This is a genomic window from Achromobacter sp. CSND-B12, assembly GCF_052906545.1.
Genome location: NZ_JBREGJ010000001.1, coordinates 939,666 through 953,309, shown reverse-complemented (window position 1 = coordinate 953,309; position 13,644 = coordinate 939,666). Strand labels below are relative to the sequence as shown.

18 protein-coding genes are annotated in these 13,644 nt (G+C 70.7%); 12 read left to right on the top strand and 6 right to left on the bottom strand.

Going from position 1 to position 13,644, the window contains the following annotated elements; translation table 11 throughout:
* Positions 1–10: 10 nt before the first annotated feature.
* From ACUTAG_RS04275 to ACUTAG_RS04220, 12 genes are all read left to right on the top strand, one after another.
* Positions 11–679 (top strand): BON domain-containing protein, encoded by a 669-nt coding sequence (locus ACUTAG_RS04275; protein ID WP_082385402.1) that lies wholly within the window; start codon positions 11–13, stop codon positions 677–679.
* Positions 676–1,947: a glycosyltransferase family 4 protein gene (locus ACUTAG_RS04270; RefSeq protein WP_148318562.1), complete on the top strand. Its 1,272-nt coding sequence runs from the start codon at positions 676–678 to the stop codon at positions 1,945–1,947. Before ACUTAG_RS04275 ends, ACUTAG_RS04270 begins: the two co-directional genes overlap by 4 nt.
* Positions 1,948–1,962: 15 nt before the next feature.
* Positions 1,963–2,691 (top strand): SDR family oxidoreductase, encoded by a 729-nt coding sequence (locus ACUTAG_RS04265; protein ID WP_026382855.1) that lies wholly within the window; start codon positions 1,963–1,965, stop codon positions 2,689–2,691.
* Positions 2,682–3,305: a D-glycero-alpha-D-manno-heptose-1,7-bisphosphate 7-phosphatase gene (locus ACUTAG_RS04260; protein WP_446650001.1), complete on the top strand. Its 624-nt coding sequence runs from the start codon at positions 2,682–2,684 to the stop codon at positions 3,303–3,305. Before ACUTAG_RS04265 ends, ACUTAG_RS04260 begins: the two co-directional genes overlap by 10 nt.
* On the top strand, positions 3,302–4,414 hold the full coding sequence (locus ACUTAG_RS04255) for a glycosyltransferase family 9 protein (RefSeq protein ID WP_047991349.1): 1,113 nt from the start codon (positions 3,302–3,304) through the stop codon (positions 4,412–4,414). Before ACUTAG_RS04260 ends, ACUTAG_RS04255 begins: the two co-directional genes overlap by 4 nt.
* On the top strand, positions 4,402–6,141 hold the full coding sequence (locus ACUTAG_RS04250) for a carbamoyltransferase family protein (protein ID WP_446650000.1): 1,740 nt from the start codon (positions 4,402–4,404) through the stop codon (positions 6,139–6,141). Before ACUTAG_RS04255 ends, ACUTAG_RS04250 begins: the two co-directional genes overlap by 13 nt.
* Positions 6,138–7,124, top strand: a complete 987-nt coding sequence (locus ACUTAG_RS04245; RefSeq protein WP_149895313.1) for a glycosyltransferase — start codon at positions 6,138–6,140, stop codon at positions 7,122–7,124. Before ACUTAG_RS04250 ends, ACUTAG_RS04245 begins: the two co-directional genes overlap by 4 nt.
* On the top strand, positions 7,121–8,179 hold the full coding sequence (locus ACUTAG_RS04240) for a glycosyltransferase family 9 protein (protein WP_437263411.1): 1,059 nt from the start codon (positions 7,121–7,123) through the stop codon (positions 8,177–8,179). The genes ACUTAG_RS04245 and ACUTAG_RS04240 overlap by 4 nt, the downstream gene beginning before the upstream one ends.
* Positions 8,176–9,144, top strand: a complete 969-nt coding sequence (locus ACUTAG_RS04235) for a glycosyltransferase (RefSeq protein ID WP_390624453.1) — start codon at positions 8,176–8,178, stop codon at positions 9,142–9,144. The genes ACUTAG_RS04240 and ACUTAG_RS04235 overlap by 4 nt, the downstream gene beginning before the upstream one ends.
* 2 nt (positions 9,145–9,146) lie before the next feature.
* A complete protein-coding gene (locus ACUTAG_RS04230) occupies positions 9,147–10,160 on the top strand; it encodes a UDP-glucuronic acid decarboxylase family protein (RefSeq protein ID WP_054437194.1) in 1,014 nt (337 codons plus the stop codon).
* Positions 10,161–10,279: 119 nt separating this feature from the next.
* Positions 10,280–10,459 (top strand): hypothetical protein, encoded by a 180-nt coding sequence (locus ACUTAG_RS04225; RefSeq protein ID WP_020928704.1) that lies wholly within the window; start codon positions 10,280–10,282, stop codon positions 10,457–10,459.
* 81 nt (positions 10,460–10,540) lie between these two features.
* On the top strand, positions 10,541–10,918 hold the full coding sequence (locus tag ACUTAG_RS04220) for a hypothetical protein (protein WP_038504065.1): 378 nt from the start codon (positions 10,541–10,543) through the stop codon (positions 10,916–10,918).
* An 85-nt stretch (positions 10,919–11,003) separates the two neighbouring features.
* Here ACUTAG_RS04220 and ACUTAG_RS04215 read toward each other — a convergent pair whose 3' ends face one another.
* The 6 genes from ACUTAG_RS04215 to ACUTAG_RS04190 form a co-directional block, all read right to left on the bottom strand.
* Positions 11,004–11,270, bottom strand: a complete 267-nt coding sequence (locus ACUTAG_RS04215; RefSeq protein ID WP_446649999.1) for a hypothetical protein — start codon at positions 11,268–11,270, stop codon at positions 11,004–11,006.
* Positions 11,267–11,497 carry a hypothetical protein gene (locus tag ACUTAG_RS04210; protein WP_006384560.1) on the bottom strand — a complete coding sequence of 77 codons (231 nt, stop codon included), beginning with the start codon at positions 11,495–11,497 and terminating at the stop codon, positions 11,267–11,269. Before ACUTAG_RS04210 ends, ACUTAG_RS04215 begins: the two co-directional genes overlap by 4 nt.
* A gap of 37 nt (positions 11,498–11,534) precedes the next feature.
* Positions 11,535–12,083 carry a DUF4142 domain-containing protein gene (locus tag ACUTAG_RS04205; protein WP_446649998.1) on the bottom strand — a complete coding sequence of 183 codons (549 nt, stop codon included), beginning with the start codon at positions 12,081–12,083 and terminating at the stop codon, positions 11,535–11,537.
* A gap of 211 nt (positions 12,084–12,294) precedes the next feature.
* Positions 12,295–12,585 carry a hypothetical protein gene (locus ACUTAG_RS04200; RefSeq protein ID WP_054470555.1) on the bottom strand — a complete coding sequence of 97 codons (291 nt, stop codon included), beginning with the start codon at positions 12,583–12,585 and terminating at the stop codon, positions 12,295–12,297.
* Positions 12,586–12,654: 69 nt separating this feature from the next.
* Positions 12,655–13,200, bottom strand: coding sequence for a hypothetical protein (locus ACUTAG_RS04195; protein ID WP_049054760.1), 546 nt, complete (start codon positions 13,198–13,200; stop codon positions 12,655–12,657).
* 42 nt (positions 13,201–13,242) lie between these two features.
* Positions 13,243–13,566 carry a BON domain-containing protein gene (locus ACUTAG_RS04190; RefSeq protein WP_024069710.1) on the bottom strand — a complete coding sequence of 108 codons (324 nt, stop codon included), beginning with the start codon at positions 13,564–13,566 and terminating at the stop codon, positions 13,243–13,245.
* Positions 13,567–13,644: the final 78 nt, after the last annotated feature.

The window sequence follows — 13,644 nt, the reverse complement described above, 5'->3', positions numbered from 1 at the left end:
GAGAGCCGACATGAATCATCGACCCGGACAGCCGCCTCGCCAATATCAGGAAGATCCCGACCGCGAGCCATGGCGGGACCCGGCCCCGTCCTATGGCTACCAGGGCCAGGGCACCCGCGGCGCGCCGGGCGCCCGCCGCACGCATGCCGGCGTGCGCAGCCGCAGCGCGGATCCGGGCCAGAGCAGCTACGGCGGCTTCAGCAATGAGGATCCTTCCTATCAGCGCCAGCAGGTGTACGGCCGCGAGCCGTCCCGCCGCGCCGCGCCGTCAGGCCCGGACTCGTACGGCAGCGAGGACGGCGGCTTCTACGGCAACCGGCCGCCGTGGCGCGACGATGCCGAGATGATGTCGTTCGCCACCGCCGAACGCGGCGAACCGCTGGGCGGCATGACCTCATGGCGCGAGCGCCAGGCCGGACGCACCGACCCCAAGGGCTATGTGCGTTCGGACGAGCGCGTGCGCGAGATTGTGTGCGAATACCTGGCGCACAGCGGCCTGGACGTGAGCGACGTGTCGGTGGACGTGGCCGATGGCTGCGTCACCCTGACCGGCACCGTGCCGGACCGCCGCACCAAGCATCGCATCGAGGACTGCACCGACAGTTGCGCTGGCGTGCAGGACGTGGACAACCGCATCCGCATCGCCGGGGCGCCCGTCCGAACCGGAGCGGAACAATGAAAAAGATCGCCATCATCAGTGAACACGCTTCGCCGCTGGCGGTTGCCGGCGGCGTCGACAGTGGCGGACAGAACGTCTACGTCGCGCACGTGGCGCGCGAACTGGCGCGCGCCGGCCTGCAGGTCGACGTCTTCACCCGCAAGGACAATCGGGAACTGGAACCGGAACACGCCTGGATGCCCGGGGTCAAGGTGGTGCACGTGCCGGCCGGGCCGGAAGTCTATCTGCCCAAGGAGCAGATGCTGCCCTACATGGATGATTTCTCGCGCTACCTGCTGCGCCATGCCGCCAGGCAGGACAAGGCCTATGACATCATTCATGCCAATTTCTTCATGTCGGCCTGGGCCGCGCTGCCGCTCGCGCAGCGCTACGGCATCCCGCTGGCCGTGACGTTCCACGCGCTCGGCAAGGTGCGTCGCCAGCACCAGCAGGAGGCCGACCTGTTCCCGGACAGCCGCTTCGATATCGAAACCGAGATCGTGCGCCGCGCCGACCGCATCATCGCCGAGTGCCCGCAGGACCGCCGCGACCTGATGGCGTTGTACGACGCCGACCCGCGCCGGATCGACATCGTGCCCTGCGGCTACGACGCCGCCGAGATGGCGCCCCGGCCCATGACGCGGGCGCGGCAGGCGCTGGGGTGGGAGCATCAGGACTTCACCCTGCTGCAGCTGGGCCGCATGGTGCCGCGCAAGGGCGTGGACAACGTGATCCGCGCGCTCGGGCGCCTGCGCCATCGCCACGGCATCAACGCCAGGCTGTGCGTGGTGGGCGGAAATTCGGACGACGCCGATGCCACCGCCACGCCCGAGATCGCGCGGCTGCGCCAGATCGCGCAGGACGAGAGCGTGGCGCCGTGGGTGGAGTTCACCGGCCGCCGTCATCGGGATGACCTGGCGACCTACTACGGCGCCTGCGATGTGTTCGTGACCACGCCGTGGTACGAGCCCTTCGGCATCACGCCGGTCGAGGCCATGGCCTGCGGCCGGCCGGTGGTGGGTTCGGATACCGGCGGCATCCGCAGCACGGTGGTGCATGGCAAGACCGGCTTCCTGGTGCCGCCGCGCGACCCGGACAGCCTGGCCGAGCGGCTGGCCCAACTGGCCGCCGATCCTGCCCTGCGCGCCCGCATGGGCGAGGCCGGACGCCTGCGGGCGCGCCGACTCTACACCTGGAAGCGCGTCGGGCTGGACTTGCTGGCGGTGTATCGGCAGATGGCGGCGCAGGCGGCCCGGCCGGATCGGCATGCGCCGCGCATGGCGGCTTGAGATCAGGAGCGAAAGATGCAGGAATCCGAAAGTTTGAAAGGGCGGGTGGTGCTGGTGACCGGCGGCGGCAGCGGCCTGGGACAGGCGCTTTGCAGCATGCTGGCGGGCGAGGGCGCGCGCGTGGCGGTGGCCGATATCGACGAGCGCCGCGCGCAGCAGCTGGCCGAGCGGCTCCAGGCAGAGGGCGGGGACGTCATGGGCTGCGTCATGGATGTGGGCGTGGCGCGTGATGTGCAGGACGGGCTGGATGCCGTGGTGCGCCGCTTTGGCCGGCTCGATGCCGTCGTCAACAGTGCCGGCATCGACGTCACCGCGCCCATCGGCAAGCTCGACGCCGATGTCTGGGAGCGCGTGCTGCGCACCAATCTGACCGGCCCCTTCCTCATGGCCAAGCTGGCCAAGGACCTTCTCAGCCCGGGCGGCCACATCGTCAACGTGGCCTCGACGGCGGCGCGGCGCGCCTGGCCCAATGCCAGCGCCTACCATGCCAGCAAGTGGGGCCTGATGGGGCTGTCGCATGCCCTGCATGCCGAACTGCGGGCTGAAGGCCTGAAAGTGAGCGCGGTGATCGCCGGCGGCATGCGCACCCCGTTTCTGCTGGACCGCTTTCCCGACATCGACGTGGATACGCTGCAGGACCCGGCCAATGTCGCCCGCGCCGTGCGCTTCGTGCTGACGCAACCGGCCGAGACGGTGGTGCCCGAGATCATGGTGCTGCCCATGCGGGAAACGTCATGGCCTTGAGGCCGGCGGTGTTCCTCGACAAGGACGGCACCGTGCTGGTCGACGTCCCGTTCAATGTCGACCCGGGGCGGATGGCGTATGCGCCCATGGCCCATGCCGGCCTGAACCGCCTGGGCGCCGCCGGCGTGGCGCTGGTGGTCATCAGCAATCAATCCGGCGTGGCGCGGGGCCTGTTCCCGCTGGCGGCGCTGGAGGCGGTGCGGACCCGGCTGGCGGCGATGTTCCGCGCCGCCGGGGCGCGCCTGGATGGTTTTTACTGTTGCTCGCACCATCCGCAGGGCCGCGTCGCCGGCTACGCCGTCGAGTGCGCTTGCCGCAAGCCCAGGCCGGGCCTGCTGTTGCAGGCCGCCGCGGAGCTGGGCCTGGACCTGTCCGCGTCCTGGTTCATCGGCGACATCCTCGACGACGTCGAGGCCGGCCACCGCGCCGGCTGCCGCAGCCTGTTGCTGGACGTGGGCAACGAGACCGAATGGCGCGAGGGTCCGCTTCGGATTCCGGATGCGCGCGCGCCCGACCTGGATGCCGCGGCGCGCCGGGTGCTGGCGGAGCGCGGGCGCGCAGACAGGGCGCGGGCGCAAGCGTTGGCGCCGTCCGGGCAGGCGGGAGGCGGATGATGGCGCCGCGGTGGCAGGATTGCGCCCACGTGCTCGGCGTGCGCCTGGACAACATGGGCGACGTGCTGATGTGCACGCCCGCGTTGCGGGCGTTGCGCCAGTCCGGCGCCACCCGCCTGTCCTTGCTGACTTCGACCTCCGGGGCGCGGCTGGCGCCGTTCGTGCCGGAGCTGGACACCGTCCTGGCCTACGACGCCGCGTGGATCAAGAATGAGTCGCGGGGAAACGCCGATGACGTGGACGCCATCGGGCGGCTGCGCGCCTTGCGGCCGGACGCGGCGGTGGTGTTCACCGCCTACAGCCAGAGCGCGCTGCCCGCGGCACTGCTGTGCCACCTGGCCGGCATCCCGCGCGTGTTGGCTTACTGCCGCGAGAATCCCTACCGCCTCATCACCGACTGGGTGCGCGAGACGGAGCCCGCCGACGGCATCCGCCACGAGGTGCAACGGCAATTGGACCTGGTGGCCGAAGTGGGGGCGCGCGCCGACCATGCCGGCCTGTCGTTCCAGGTGCGGCAGCAGGACCGGGTGTCGCTGGCCTGGAAGCTGCACCGCCACGGCGTGACCGAGACGGGCGGCTGGATTTGCGCGCATGCCGGCGCCACCGCCCCTTCACGGCGCTATCCGGCGGAACTGATGGTGCGGGCGCTGACCGCGCTGCGCGGCGACGGTCGCCGCATCCTGCTGCTGGGCGGCCATGAGGACCCGGCGCTGGCGCCGGCCCTGGCCGCCGCGCGGCCGCTGCTGCCGGGCCTGATCGACCTGTCGGGCGAACTCAGCCTGGGCGAACTGGGCGCGGTGCTGGAGGCGGCCGACGTTCTCATCTGCAACAACAGCGGGCCGGCGCACATCGCTGCCGCGCTCGGGCGGCCGGTGGTGGATCTGTACGCACTGACCAATCCCCAGCACACCCCCTGGATGACCGCCGCGCGCGTGCTGAACCAGGACGTTCCCTGCCGATACTGCTATCGCAGCGTGTGCCCGCAGGGCCACCACGCCTGCCTGGCCGGTGTCGATCCCGAGCGCGTCGCGGCCGCGGCGCGGGAATTGCTTGGCGGCGGGCGGGCCGATGCCCGCGCCGCCAGGAAGGAGATGCCATGTTTACCCTAGGAATCAACGCAGCCTATCATGATTGTTCGGCCACCCTGGTGCGCGACGGCGCCGTGGTCGCGGCGGCCGAGGAGGAGCGCTTCACGCGCGTCAAGCATGGCAAGCGGCCGGTGCCGTTCACCACCTGGCAGCTGCCCTACCATGCGATCGATTACTGCCTGTCGGCGGGCGACATCCGCCTGCGCGATGTCGACCACATCGTCTACTCGTATGACCCGGCGCTGCTGGCAGGCAGCCGGCCGCTGGCCGGCGACATCACGCTGCCGCTGGAGCCTTCGCGCGCCGCCCTCGGCGCGGCGGGCGAGTCGCCCTGGGACCCGCTGTTCCTGTCGTACCTGGTGAACGCGCCGCGCCAGCTGCTGGACGGCGTGCCGCACCACCTCAAGTCGCCGCGTTTCGACGCCCTGACGCTGGATCACATCATGGAGCGCTGGGTGTTCCTGGATCACCACCTGTGCCACGAGGCCAGCGCGTTCCTGGCGGCGCCCTGTGCGGATTCGGCCGTGCTCACCATGGACGGGCGCGGTGAACGCACCACCACCAGCTATGGCCATTTCTCCGATGGCGAGTACGCCCGGCTCAAGCAGATCGACCTGCCGCATTCCCTGGGGCTGCTGTACGAGGAAGTCACCCGCTACCTGGGGTTCCTGCATTCTTCCGACGAGTACAAGGTGATGGCGCTGGCCTCGTTCGGCAAGCCCGAATTCCGCAAGGAGTTCCGCGAGATCCTGCGGCTGGAGGAAGAGGGCGGCTATTCGGTGCAGCCGGCGCGGCTGGCCGAACGCTTCGGTCCGCCGCGCCAGCGCGGCGCGCCGTTCGAGGACAGGCACAAGCATATCGCCAGTTCGCTGCAGTACGTGCTGGAGGAAACGGCGCTGCACATGGCGCAGTGGCTGCACGAGAGAACCGGCGCGCGCCATCTCAGCATGGCGGGCGGCGTGGCGCTGAACTGCGTGATGAACGCCCGCATCGCGCGCGATGGTCCGTTCGATAGCGTCTGGGTGCAGCCGGCCGCGGGCGATGCCGGCACCTCGCTGGGCGCGGCGCTGTACGTGGACTATCACCGGCGCGGCGGCAAGCGCGCATGGGCCATGGAGCACGCCTATCTGGGGCCTTCCTACGGCGACGAGGAGATCGAGCGCTTCCTGTACGGCGCCAAGCTGGATTTCCGTCGGCTCGACGACGTGGCCGGCGAGACCGCCGCGCTGCTGGCGCAGGAAAAGATCATCGGCTGGTTCCAGGGGCGCATGGAGTTCGGGCCGCGCGCGCTGGGGGCCCGTTCCATCCTGGCCTCGCCGCTGGACAGCGCCATGCAGGCGCGCCTGAACGGGCTGAAGGACCGCGAGGACTTCCGGCCGGTGGCGCCGGTCGTCATGGAAGAGCGCGCCACGCAATGGTTCGACGGCCGCGGCGCGGACGCCATCTGCGCGCCCTTCATGCTGTTCGTCTACGACGTGCTGCCGCACCGGGCCAGCCGCATTCCCGCGGTGCGCCATATCGACGGCACCGCGCGCGTGCAGACCGTGCGGCGCGACCAGAACTCGCGCTACTACGACCTGCTGGCCGCCTTCGAGCGCCTGACCGGCGTGCCGGTGCTGGTCAATACCTCGTTCAACACCCGCGGCGAGCCGGTGGTATGCACGCCGCGCGATGCGGTGGAGTGCTTCTGGACGTCGCCGCTGGACGCGCTGGTCATCGGTTCCTATCTGGTGGAGAAGCCGCGATGAACGCGCCCGCGACGCCTTCCGTTTCGGTGGTGGTGCCGACCTACAAGCGGCCGGCGCTGCTGGCGCGCTGCCTGGCCGCCTTGTCCCGCCAGGATTTTCCGCGCGACGCCTACGAGGTGCTGGTGTGCGACGACGCCGCCAGTGCCGCCACCCGGCGCCAGGTGGAAGGGCTGCGGCGCGAATGGGGCGGCATGCCGGCCTTGCGGTACCTGCCGGTGTCCGGCACCCGGGGGCCGGCCGGCGCCCGCAATCTCGGCTGGCGCGGCGCCAAGGCCGAAATCATCGCGTTCACGGATGACGACACCATCGCCCACCCGGATTGGCTGCGCCACGGCGTGCGCGCGCTGGACGCGGATGTCGCCGCGGTGACCGGGGAGACCGACATGCCGCTGCCGGATCCGCCCAACGATTATGAGCGGGACGCGGCCGGCCTGACCCGGGCCGAGTTCATCACGGCCAACTGCTTCGTGAAACGTTCGGCGCTGGTGGCGGTGGGCGGCTTCGACCCGCGCTACACCATGGCGTGGCGCGAGGATTCCGACCTGCATTTTGCCCTGCTCGACCATGGCATGGCGGTGCGGCGCGCGCGCCACGCGCGGGTGACGCACCCGCTGCGGCCGGCAGGTTTCGCGGCCGGGCTGGGCATGCAGAAAAAGGTAATGTTCGACATGCTGCTGCGCAGGAAGTATCCGCTGCTGTATCGCAGCCGCATCCGCGCGCGGCCGCCGCGCTTCTATCTGGCGGTCACCGCGTCCCTGGTGTGCGCGCTCGCCCTGGCGGCGCTGGGATGGCGCGCCGGCGCCATGGCCGCGCTGGCGGTGTGGCTGGGGCTCACTGCCCTTTTTTTCCGGCGGCGCCTGCGCGGCACCCGCCAGACCGTGCGCGACGTCGCCGACCTGGCAATCACGTCCGCCTGCATTCCGCTGCTGTCGATCGGCTGGCGCGCCATCGGCCTGTTGCGATTCGCCAGGGCCAGGCCATGACGGCCGCGCTGCTCACGCCTCCCGCAAACCGGATCGCCGTATTCCGGGCGTTGCAGCTGGGCGACATGTTGTGCGCCGTGCCGGCGCTGCGCGCCCTGCGCCAGGCCTTCCCGCGGGCCAGGATTTCGTTGATCGGGCTGGCCGGCGCGCGCGAATTCGTGGCCCGCTTCCACGCCTACGTCGACGAGTTGATCGAATTCCCTGGCATTGCGGAGTTCCCCGAGCAGGCCTGCCGGCCGGATGAATTGCCGGCCTTCTTTCGCCGGGTGCGGGCGGCCCGGCCCGACGTGGCTTTGCAGATGCACGGCAGCGGCGTTCATTCGAACCGGATCGTGAGCCAGCTGGGCGCGGCCCGCTGGGGCGGATTCGTGGCCGACGCCGGCGCGCAGATCGAGGGGCGGCGCCTGTGCTGGCCCGACGACCTGCCCGAGCCGCAGCGCTATCTGGCGCTGCTGCGCTTTCTGGGCCTGCCCGCCACCGACGACCGCCTGGAATTCCCGTGCGGCGACGAAGATGCCGCCGCCGCGCGGGCCTTGTTGCGCCGCCATGGGCTCGATCCGGCGCGCCTGGTGCTGGTGCACCCGGGCGCGCGGCTGCGCTCGCGGCGCTGGCCGCTGGCGCGCTACGCCGAGGTGGCGCGCGCCTTGCGCGGCGCGGGTTGGCAGGTCGCCTTGACCGGCTCGGACGCCGAGCGGGCGCTGACGCGCGAGTTGCGCCAGCGCGCGGGGCTGGCGCTGCCCGACCTGTGCGGCGCCACCACGCTGGGCAGCCTGGCGGCGCTGTTGCGCGCCAGCCGCCTGCTGGTATGCAATGACACCGGCGTCTCGCACCTGGCCGCGGCCATGGGCGCGCGCAGCGTGGTCATCGCCTGCGGCAGCGATGCGCGCCGCTGGGCGCCGCGCGACAGCCGGCGCCACATGGTGCTGGCCGCGCCCGTGCCGTGCCGGCCGTGCGCCTACGAAAGCTGCCCGATCGGCCACCCCTGCGCGCTGCGGGTTACGGTGGCCGACGTGCTGGCGCGGGCGCAGGAGCAATTGGCACGGGGGCTGCCATGACCCAGTCCCGCATGCCGCGCGGCCGGCGCCTGCGCATCCTGACCTGGCACGTCCACGGCAACTATCTCTATGCCCTGGGACAGGTGCCGCACGACTTCGTGATACCGGTGCTGCCGGGAAATCCGGCCGGGTACGGCGCGCTGGGCAGCCGCATCCCCTGGGGGGACAACCTCGTCCAGGTGCCAGCGGCCGCGCTGCGCGACCAGCGCCTGGACTGCGTCCTGTACCAGTCGCGCCAGAACCTGGAGGATGCCCGCTTGCTGCTGGACGACGCGCAGCGCGCGCTGCCCAGCGCCTACCTGGAGCACAATCCGCCGGAACCGCATCCCACCGACACCCGCCATCCGTTTCACCACCCGCGCGGCCTGCTGGTCCACGTGACGCCGTTCAACGCGCACATGTGGGACAACGGCGACATGCCGGTGCGGGTCATCGAACATGGCGTGCCGCCGCCCCGAGTGGCGTATGACGGCAGCGTGGCGCGCGGCATCGTGGTGGTCAACCACCTGGCGCGCCGCGGCCGTCGCATCGGCCTGGACCTGTTCGAGCGCATGCGCGCCCAGACCCCGCTGGACCTGATCGGCATGGACTCGCAGGCCCTCGGCGGGTTGGGAGAAGTGCCCAATATGGAAGTGGCGGCCTGCCTGGCGCGCTACCGCTATTTCTTCAGCCCGATCCGCTACGCCAGCCTCGGGCTGTCACTGGTGGAGGCCATGCTCTGCGGCGTGCCGGTGGTGGGCTTCGGCGCCACCGAATTGCCCACCGTCATCAGCAACGGGGTGAACGGCTACGTGGACACGCGCATCGAACGCCTGGCGCAGGTGGCGCGGCAACTGCTGGCCGAACCCGAACTGGCCCGGGCGTGGGGGGCGGCGGGGCGTGAAACCGCCCTGCGCCGCTTCGGCATGGAACGCTTCGTGGCCGACTGGCTGAACGCATTCGACTCGCTTATGGAGGCGGCATGAACATGATGAATTTGCCCAAGGGGCGCGCCCTGGTGGCGGGCGGCGCGGGATTCCTGGGCTCCAACCTGTGCGCGCGCCTGCTTGCCGACGGCTGGGAGGTGATGTGCGTCGACAACTTCCAGACCGGGCGGTCGCGCAATGTGGCGATGCTGGCGGCCCATCCGCGCTTTGCCGTGGTGCGCCACGACATCGTCGAGCCGCTCGCCGATGTGCAGGTCGACCGCATCTACAACCTGGCATGCCCCGCTTCGCCGGTGCACTATCAGGCCGATCCCTTGAAGACGTTGCGCACCTGCGTGCTGGGCGCCATGCAATTGCTGGAGCTGGCGCGGCGCTGCGGCGCGCGCGTGCTGCAGGCGTCCACCAGCGAAGTCTATGGCGATCCGCTGGAGCATCCGCAGCGCGAAGGTTATTGGGGCCACGTGAACCCGGTGGGGCCGCGCTCCTGCTACGACGAGGGCAAGCGTTGCGCCGAGACCATCTTCATGGAGTACGCCGCGCATGAAGGCGTGGACGTGCGCATCGCGCGCATCTTCAATACCTATGGACCGCACATGTCGCCCGATGACGGCCGCGTCGTGTCGAACTTCATCGTCCAGGCGCTGGCCGGCAAGCCACTGACCATCTATGGCGATGGCACGCAGACCCGTTCGTTCTGCTACGTGGACGACTTGATCGACGGCCTGGTGCGCCTGATGGAAAGCGTGCCGCCGGACGTGCGGCCGGTGAACCTGGGCAATCCCGCGGAACTGACGATGCTGGAAATGGCGGACATGGTCCGCACCCTGACGGGCGCCAACGTGCCGCTGGTGCATCGCGACCTGCCGGTCGACGACCCGACGCACCGCTGCCCGGATATCTCGCTGGCGCGGGAGCGGCTCGGGTGGACGCCGCGCATCGCGCCGGTCGAAGGCATGGCGCGCACGGTGGCGTATTTTTCCAGCGAGGCCGGCGCCGTCCGGGGTGCCGCGGGGCCGCTGCGAACAGCCGCGGACGCGGCGGCGGGCATGGCCTGAGGCTGGCGCCGGCCAGCCGCGCCATGACGCCCGCCGGGCATGGCGTTTGCTGCCGATGGGAGCCCCCCGGATGGATTCCTGCCCCGGGGCGGACACACTCCGCAAAGACGAGGCACACCATGAAAGCCAAAGACAGCCACACCCATTCTTCCCTGGACGATACCCCGCGCGAGAGCCAGGCCAGCCACAGGGATACCCAGAACCGTTCGAAGAAGGCGGGCCATACCTCGCAGATCGGTACCGGCCAGGACCAGCAAAGCCAGCGCAATCGCGGCGCCGGCGCGCGCAGCAAGCCCTGAATCGCGGCGGAATCGGCGCGCGGCATCGCCTTGCGTGCCGCCCTCGCGCCCGCCTGCCTCGCGCACGGCCAGGAGAAAATCATGAGACATCATTCGTATCGCGGCCAGCGCCTGCAGGCGCTGGCGCTGGCCCTGGGCATGGCGGTCGGCCTGCCGGTCGCGACCCGCGTCGCCGCCGAGCCGGCCACCGGCGGCGCGGGACAGGGGGCGCAGGAATCCGGCAAACCCGCCCCGGCGCCCGCGCCCATGCCGCCCAACGCCGCGCCCGGGCCGTCCAAGGGCGACCCGTCCGCGCCGCCGCCCACCATACCGAAGGGCGCGCCGGCCGATGGCGCCACCCAACCCACGCCAGGGCAGGGCACGGTCAAGGGGTCCACGGCCAACCCGGCGCCTGACGGCCGGCTGCCCGGCGGCAGGGCGGGCTCGGGAGGCAGCAAGAGCAACGAATTCGGGCGGTAGGCGGCGGCCGGGGGCGGGCGAATGCCGGCCCTGGCGCGCATGCCGCGAGGCTGGCCGCGCCAGGTCGCGGCGCCGCCAGCACGGTTCAGGCCGGCAGGCGCGACAGCAGGGTCAGCGTGGCCAGCAGGGCCGCGCCCAGCGCCCACAGCATCAGCGCCAGCCGCAGGCTCAAGGACAGTCGGGCGCGGCCCCGGGGCGGGTCGACGGCAAGGGGCAGTGGTGCGGCGGCGGGCGCCTGGTCGGCATTGGCCGCGGCAACCCGGGCGGCGCCTGAACTCGCCCGCGGCGGCGTCAGCGACACCACCGCGTTGCCGATCAGCACCGAAGACGAAGCCGTCTTGGGGTGGCTCATGGCGGGCTGCTCCATACCGACGCCTGCCGGTACTGTTCGGCCCGCGCCAGCGTTCTGTAGAAGTCGGCGCCGGCGCGGACCAGGGCCTCGATTTCCCGTGGCGACAGCTTTTCCTTCAGTGCCGCCAGGCTTTGCGCGTAGTCGGACAGGACCTCCGGCCAATCGGCCAGGGGCCGGTCGGAAACGGAGGTCGCCAACATGCGCGCCAGCAACTCATCACGGTCCATGGCACGATCCCCCGGGCAGCCATACCCGTCGCGGTCATTACTTGTCGGTGGCCTGTTTCAAGCTCTTGGCCATCTGCAAGTGCTGTTGCAGGGTGGGCAGCGTCTGGATGGCGAACTGCTTGACGTCGGGGTCCTTGACGTCGTTCGACGCCTTTTCGAACAGCTTGACGGCATCTTCATGCGCGCCCACGCCGATTTCGTCGGCGTAGGCCTTGTCGAAGCCCTCGTCGCGCAGGCCCAGCGCCTGCAGGCGCGCCTTCTGCACCAGCGAAGGCTCGGTGGGCACTTCGTACCCCTTGCTCTTGGCCAGCGCGGCCAGTTGCTGCCCGGCCTTGCCATGGTCATCGATCATCTTCTGCGCGAAGGTCTTCACCTCGCCGCTGCGCGCCTTTTCCAGGGCCAGCTTGCTACCCTCGACTTCCAGGTGGCCGGCCTGGGCGGCGTTTTCCATAAAGTCGCGATCGCCGCTGTCCAGCTTGGTCGGGGCCGGCGCGGATGGGACGGCCTGCTGCGCCATGCCGGCTTGCGGGCCGCCGAGAGCGAACAGCGCGAACAGCGAAACCGTGGTCAGGGTGCGGAGGGTCATGGAATTCTCCTGGAGTTGGATAGGGCATCGTGAAAGGGGTGGCGAGCATCGATGACGGCCAGCCCATCAGGCCGCCTTGGGCAGCAGCAAGCCGCGTTCCCGGCGGCGGGGGCCGGACCACAACGCGGACCACAACGGGGCAGCGGTATTTTTTACCGCCGCGGCGCAATGCCCCGGTATCGCTTGACGGCGCATGGCTCAAGGGCGCGCCTCAGGCCGCGTCGTCGTCGGGCGCCGGGCCGGGACGGCCGCCGTTGCGTGCCGCGTCCGGCGGCGCATGCGACACGCCGGCGCCGGTTTCGTCGACCACGCCGTCGGGGGCGATATCGCTGCCGGCATCCTCCGGCGTCAAGGGGTCGGCGGCAGGCCGGTCGCCGGTGCCTTGGGCGTCGCTGTCGCTTTGAGGGGACGACGCCGGCAGATCGCTGGGAGAATCCGACGAGTCGCTGGGGCCGGCGGGGGGCGAGCCAATGGGGTCGGGAATACGGGCGGGGACGGACATGACGGACTCCTTGCGGGATAGCCTCGGGCTTGCCGGCACAGCACCCGGCGTTCCCGGGAGCGGCGTGGCCTATGCCCGCTTCACCCGCCAGGCGCGCCACCATTCCTGCGCGTACGGCGCCAGCGCCAGGCAGACAGAGGCAAGCAGCAACGCCGCCACGTGTCCGGCGGGAGCCGTGGGCAGGCTGGGTCGCAAGCGCCAGTCGGCGGCGACCGTTCCCAGTCCGAACACCGACAGGAACGCGTCCCAGTGGCGCGCGGCCACGACCAGGCCCGCCGCCAGGGGCAGGATCTCCAGGAAACTGTGCACGTGCTGCTCCAGCGGCGATACGCGTCGATGCCGTACGGCGTAGGAAACGTCCCACAACGCGGTGGCCTCGTGCAGGAAAAAGATCACGATCAGCAACACGAACACCAGCGCGTTGATTTCCAGGAACAGGCAGGCCAGCAAGCCGACCCCGATCTCGCCGAACATGAGCAGGTGCAGCGCCGATTCCTTCGGCCCGGCGGTTTGCGCAATGTGGCTGGCGCGATGGCACAGCCAGTCCGCGAACCCCGCCAGCAGCCACAGCGGCAGGATGAGATACCAGAGGATCGCGAACAGGGGATCATGCACGGACGCTTCTCCCGCCGGGCGCCTGCCGGATGAAGGGCCGCCTCACTGCGGCTTGCGGACCTGGATGTTGTTGCGCACTTCGTTCACGCCGGGCACCTGGCGCGCGGCCGCGATGGCGTTCGCGGCGCTGTCTTCGTCGTCGGCGAAGCCGCTCAGCTGCACCGTGCCGCGGTAGGTTTCGACCTGGATGGTGTTGGATCGCAGGCCGGGTGCGCGGATCAAGGCTTCGCGGACCCGCGCCGTCACCGCCACGTCGTCGGTGTATTGGCCGGTGCTGCGGCGGCCGCCTTCCGCGGCGCAGCCGGGCAGCACGATCACGCAGGCGATGCCGAGCAGGGCTGCGCGCAAGATCTGGATGGGAACCATGTGAATCTCCTGTTTGCGGAACGCGGCAGTGCGCTCCGCAAAGCGGCGCAGCAATCGCTATGCCCGTGGCGGCCGCGG

Coding starts and splice junctions, on each gene's coding strand:
- ACUTAG_RS04235 (WP_390624453.1), top strand. CDS start 8,176: ATGACCCAGTCCCGCATGCCGCGCGGCCGGCGCCTGCGCATCCTGACC.
- ACUTAG_RS04275 (WP_082385402.1), top strand. CDS start 11: ATGAATCATCGACCCGGACAGCCGCCTCGCCAATATCAGGAAGATCCC.
- ACUTAG_RS04265 (WP_026382855.1), top strand. CDS start 1,963: ATGCAGGAATCCGAAAGTTTGAAAGGGCGGGTGGTGCTGGTGACCGGC.
- ACUTAG_RS04205 (WP_446649998.1), bottom strand. CDS start 12,083: ATGACCCTCCGCACCCTGACCACGGTTTCGCTGTTCGCGCTGTTCGCT.
- ACUTAG_RS04210 (WP_006384560.1), bottom strand. CDS start 11,497: ATGGACCGTGATGAGTTGCTGGCGCGCATGTTGGCGACCTCCGTTTCC.
- ACUTAG_RS04240 (WP_437263411.1), top strand. CDS start 7,121: ATGACGGCCGCGCTGCTCACGCCTCCCGCAAACCGGATCGCCGTATTC.
- ACUTAG_RS04220 (WP_038504065.1), top strand. CDS start 10,541: ATGAGACATCATTCGTATCGCGGCCAGCGCCTGCAGGCGCTGGCGCTG.
- ACUTAG_RS04250 (WP_446650000.1), top strand. CDS start 4,402: ATGTTTACCCTAGGAATCAACGCAGCCTATCATGATTGTTCGGCCACC.
- ACUTAG_RS04255 (WP_047991349.1), top strand. CDS start 3,302: ATGATGGCGCCGCGGTGGCAGGATTGCGCCCACGTGCTCGGCGTGCGC.
- ACUTAG_RS04230 (WP_054437194.1), top strand. CDS start 9,147: ATGATGAATTTGCCCAAGGGGCGCGCCCTGGTGGCGGGCGGCGCGGGA.
- ACUTAG_RS04270 (WP_148318562.1), top strand. CDS start 676: ATGAAAAAGATCGCCATCATCAGTGAACACGCTTCGCCGCTGGCGGTT.
- ACUTAG_RS04190 (WP_024069710.1), bottom strand. CDS start 13,566: ATGGTTCCCATCCAGATCTTGCGCGCAGCCCTGCTCGGCATCGCCTGC.
- ACUTAG_RS04260 (WP_446650001.1), top strand. CDS start 2,682: ATGGCCTTGAGGCCGGCGGTGTTCCTCGACAAGGACGGCACCGTGCTG.
- ACUTAG_RS04225 (WP_020928704.1), top strand. CDS start 10,280: ATGAAAGCCAAAGACAGCCACACCCATTCTTCCCTGGACGATACCCCG.
- ACUTAG_RS04215 (WP_446649999.1), bottom strand. CDS start 11,270: ATGAGCCACCCCAAGACGGCTTCGTCTTCGGTGCTGATCGGCAACGCG.
- ACUTAG_RS04200 (WP_054470555.1), bottom strand. CDS start 12,585: ATGTCCGTCCCCGCCCGTATTCCCGACCCCATTGGCTCGCCCCCCGCC.
- ACUTAG_RS04245 (WP_149895313.1), top strand. CDS start 6,138: ATGAACGCGCCCGCGACGCCTTCCGTTTCGGTGGTGGTGCCGACCTAC.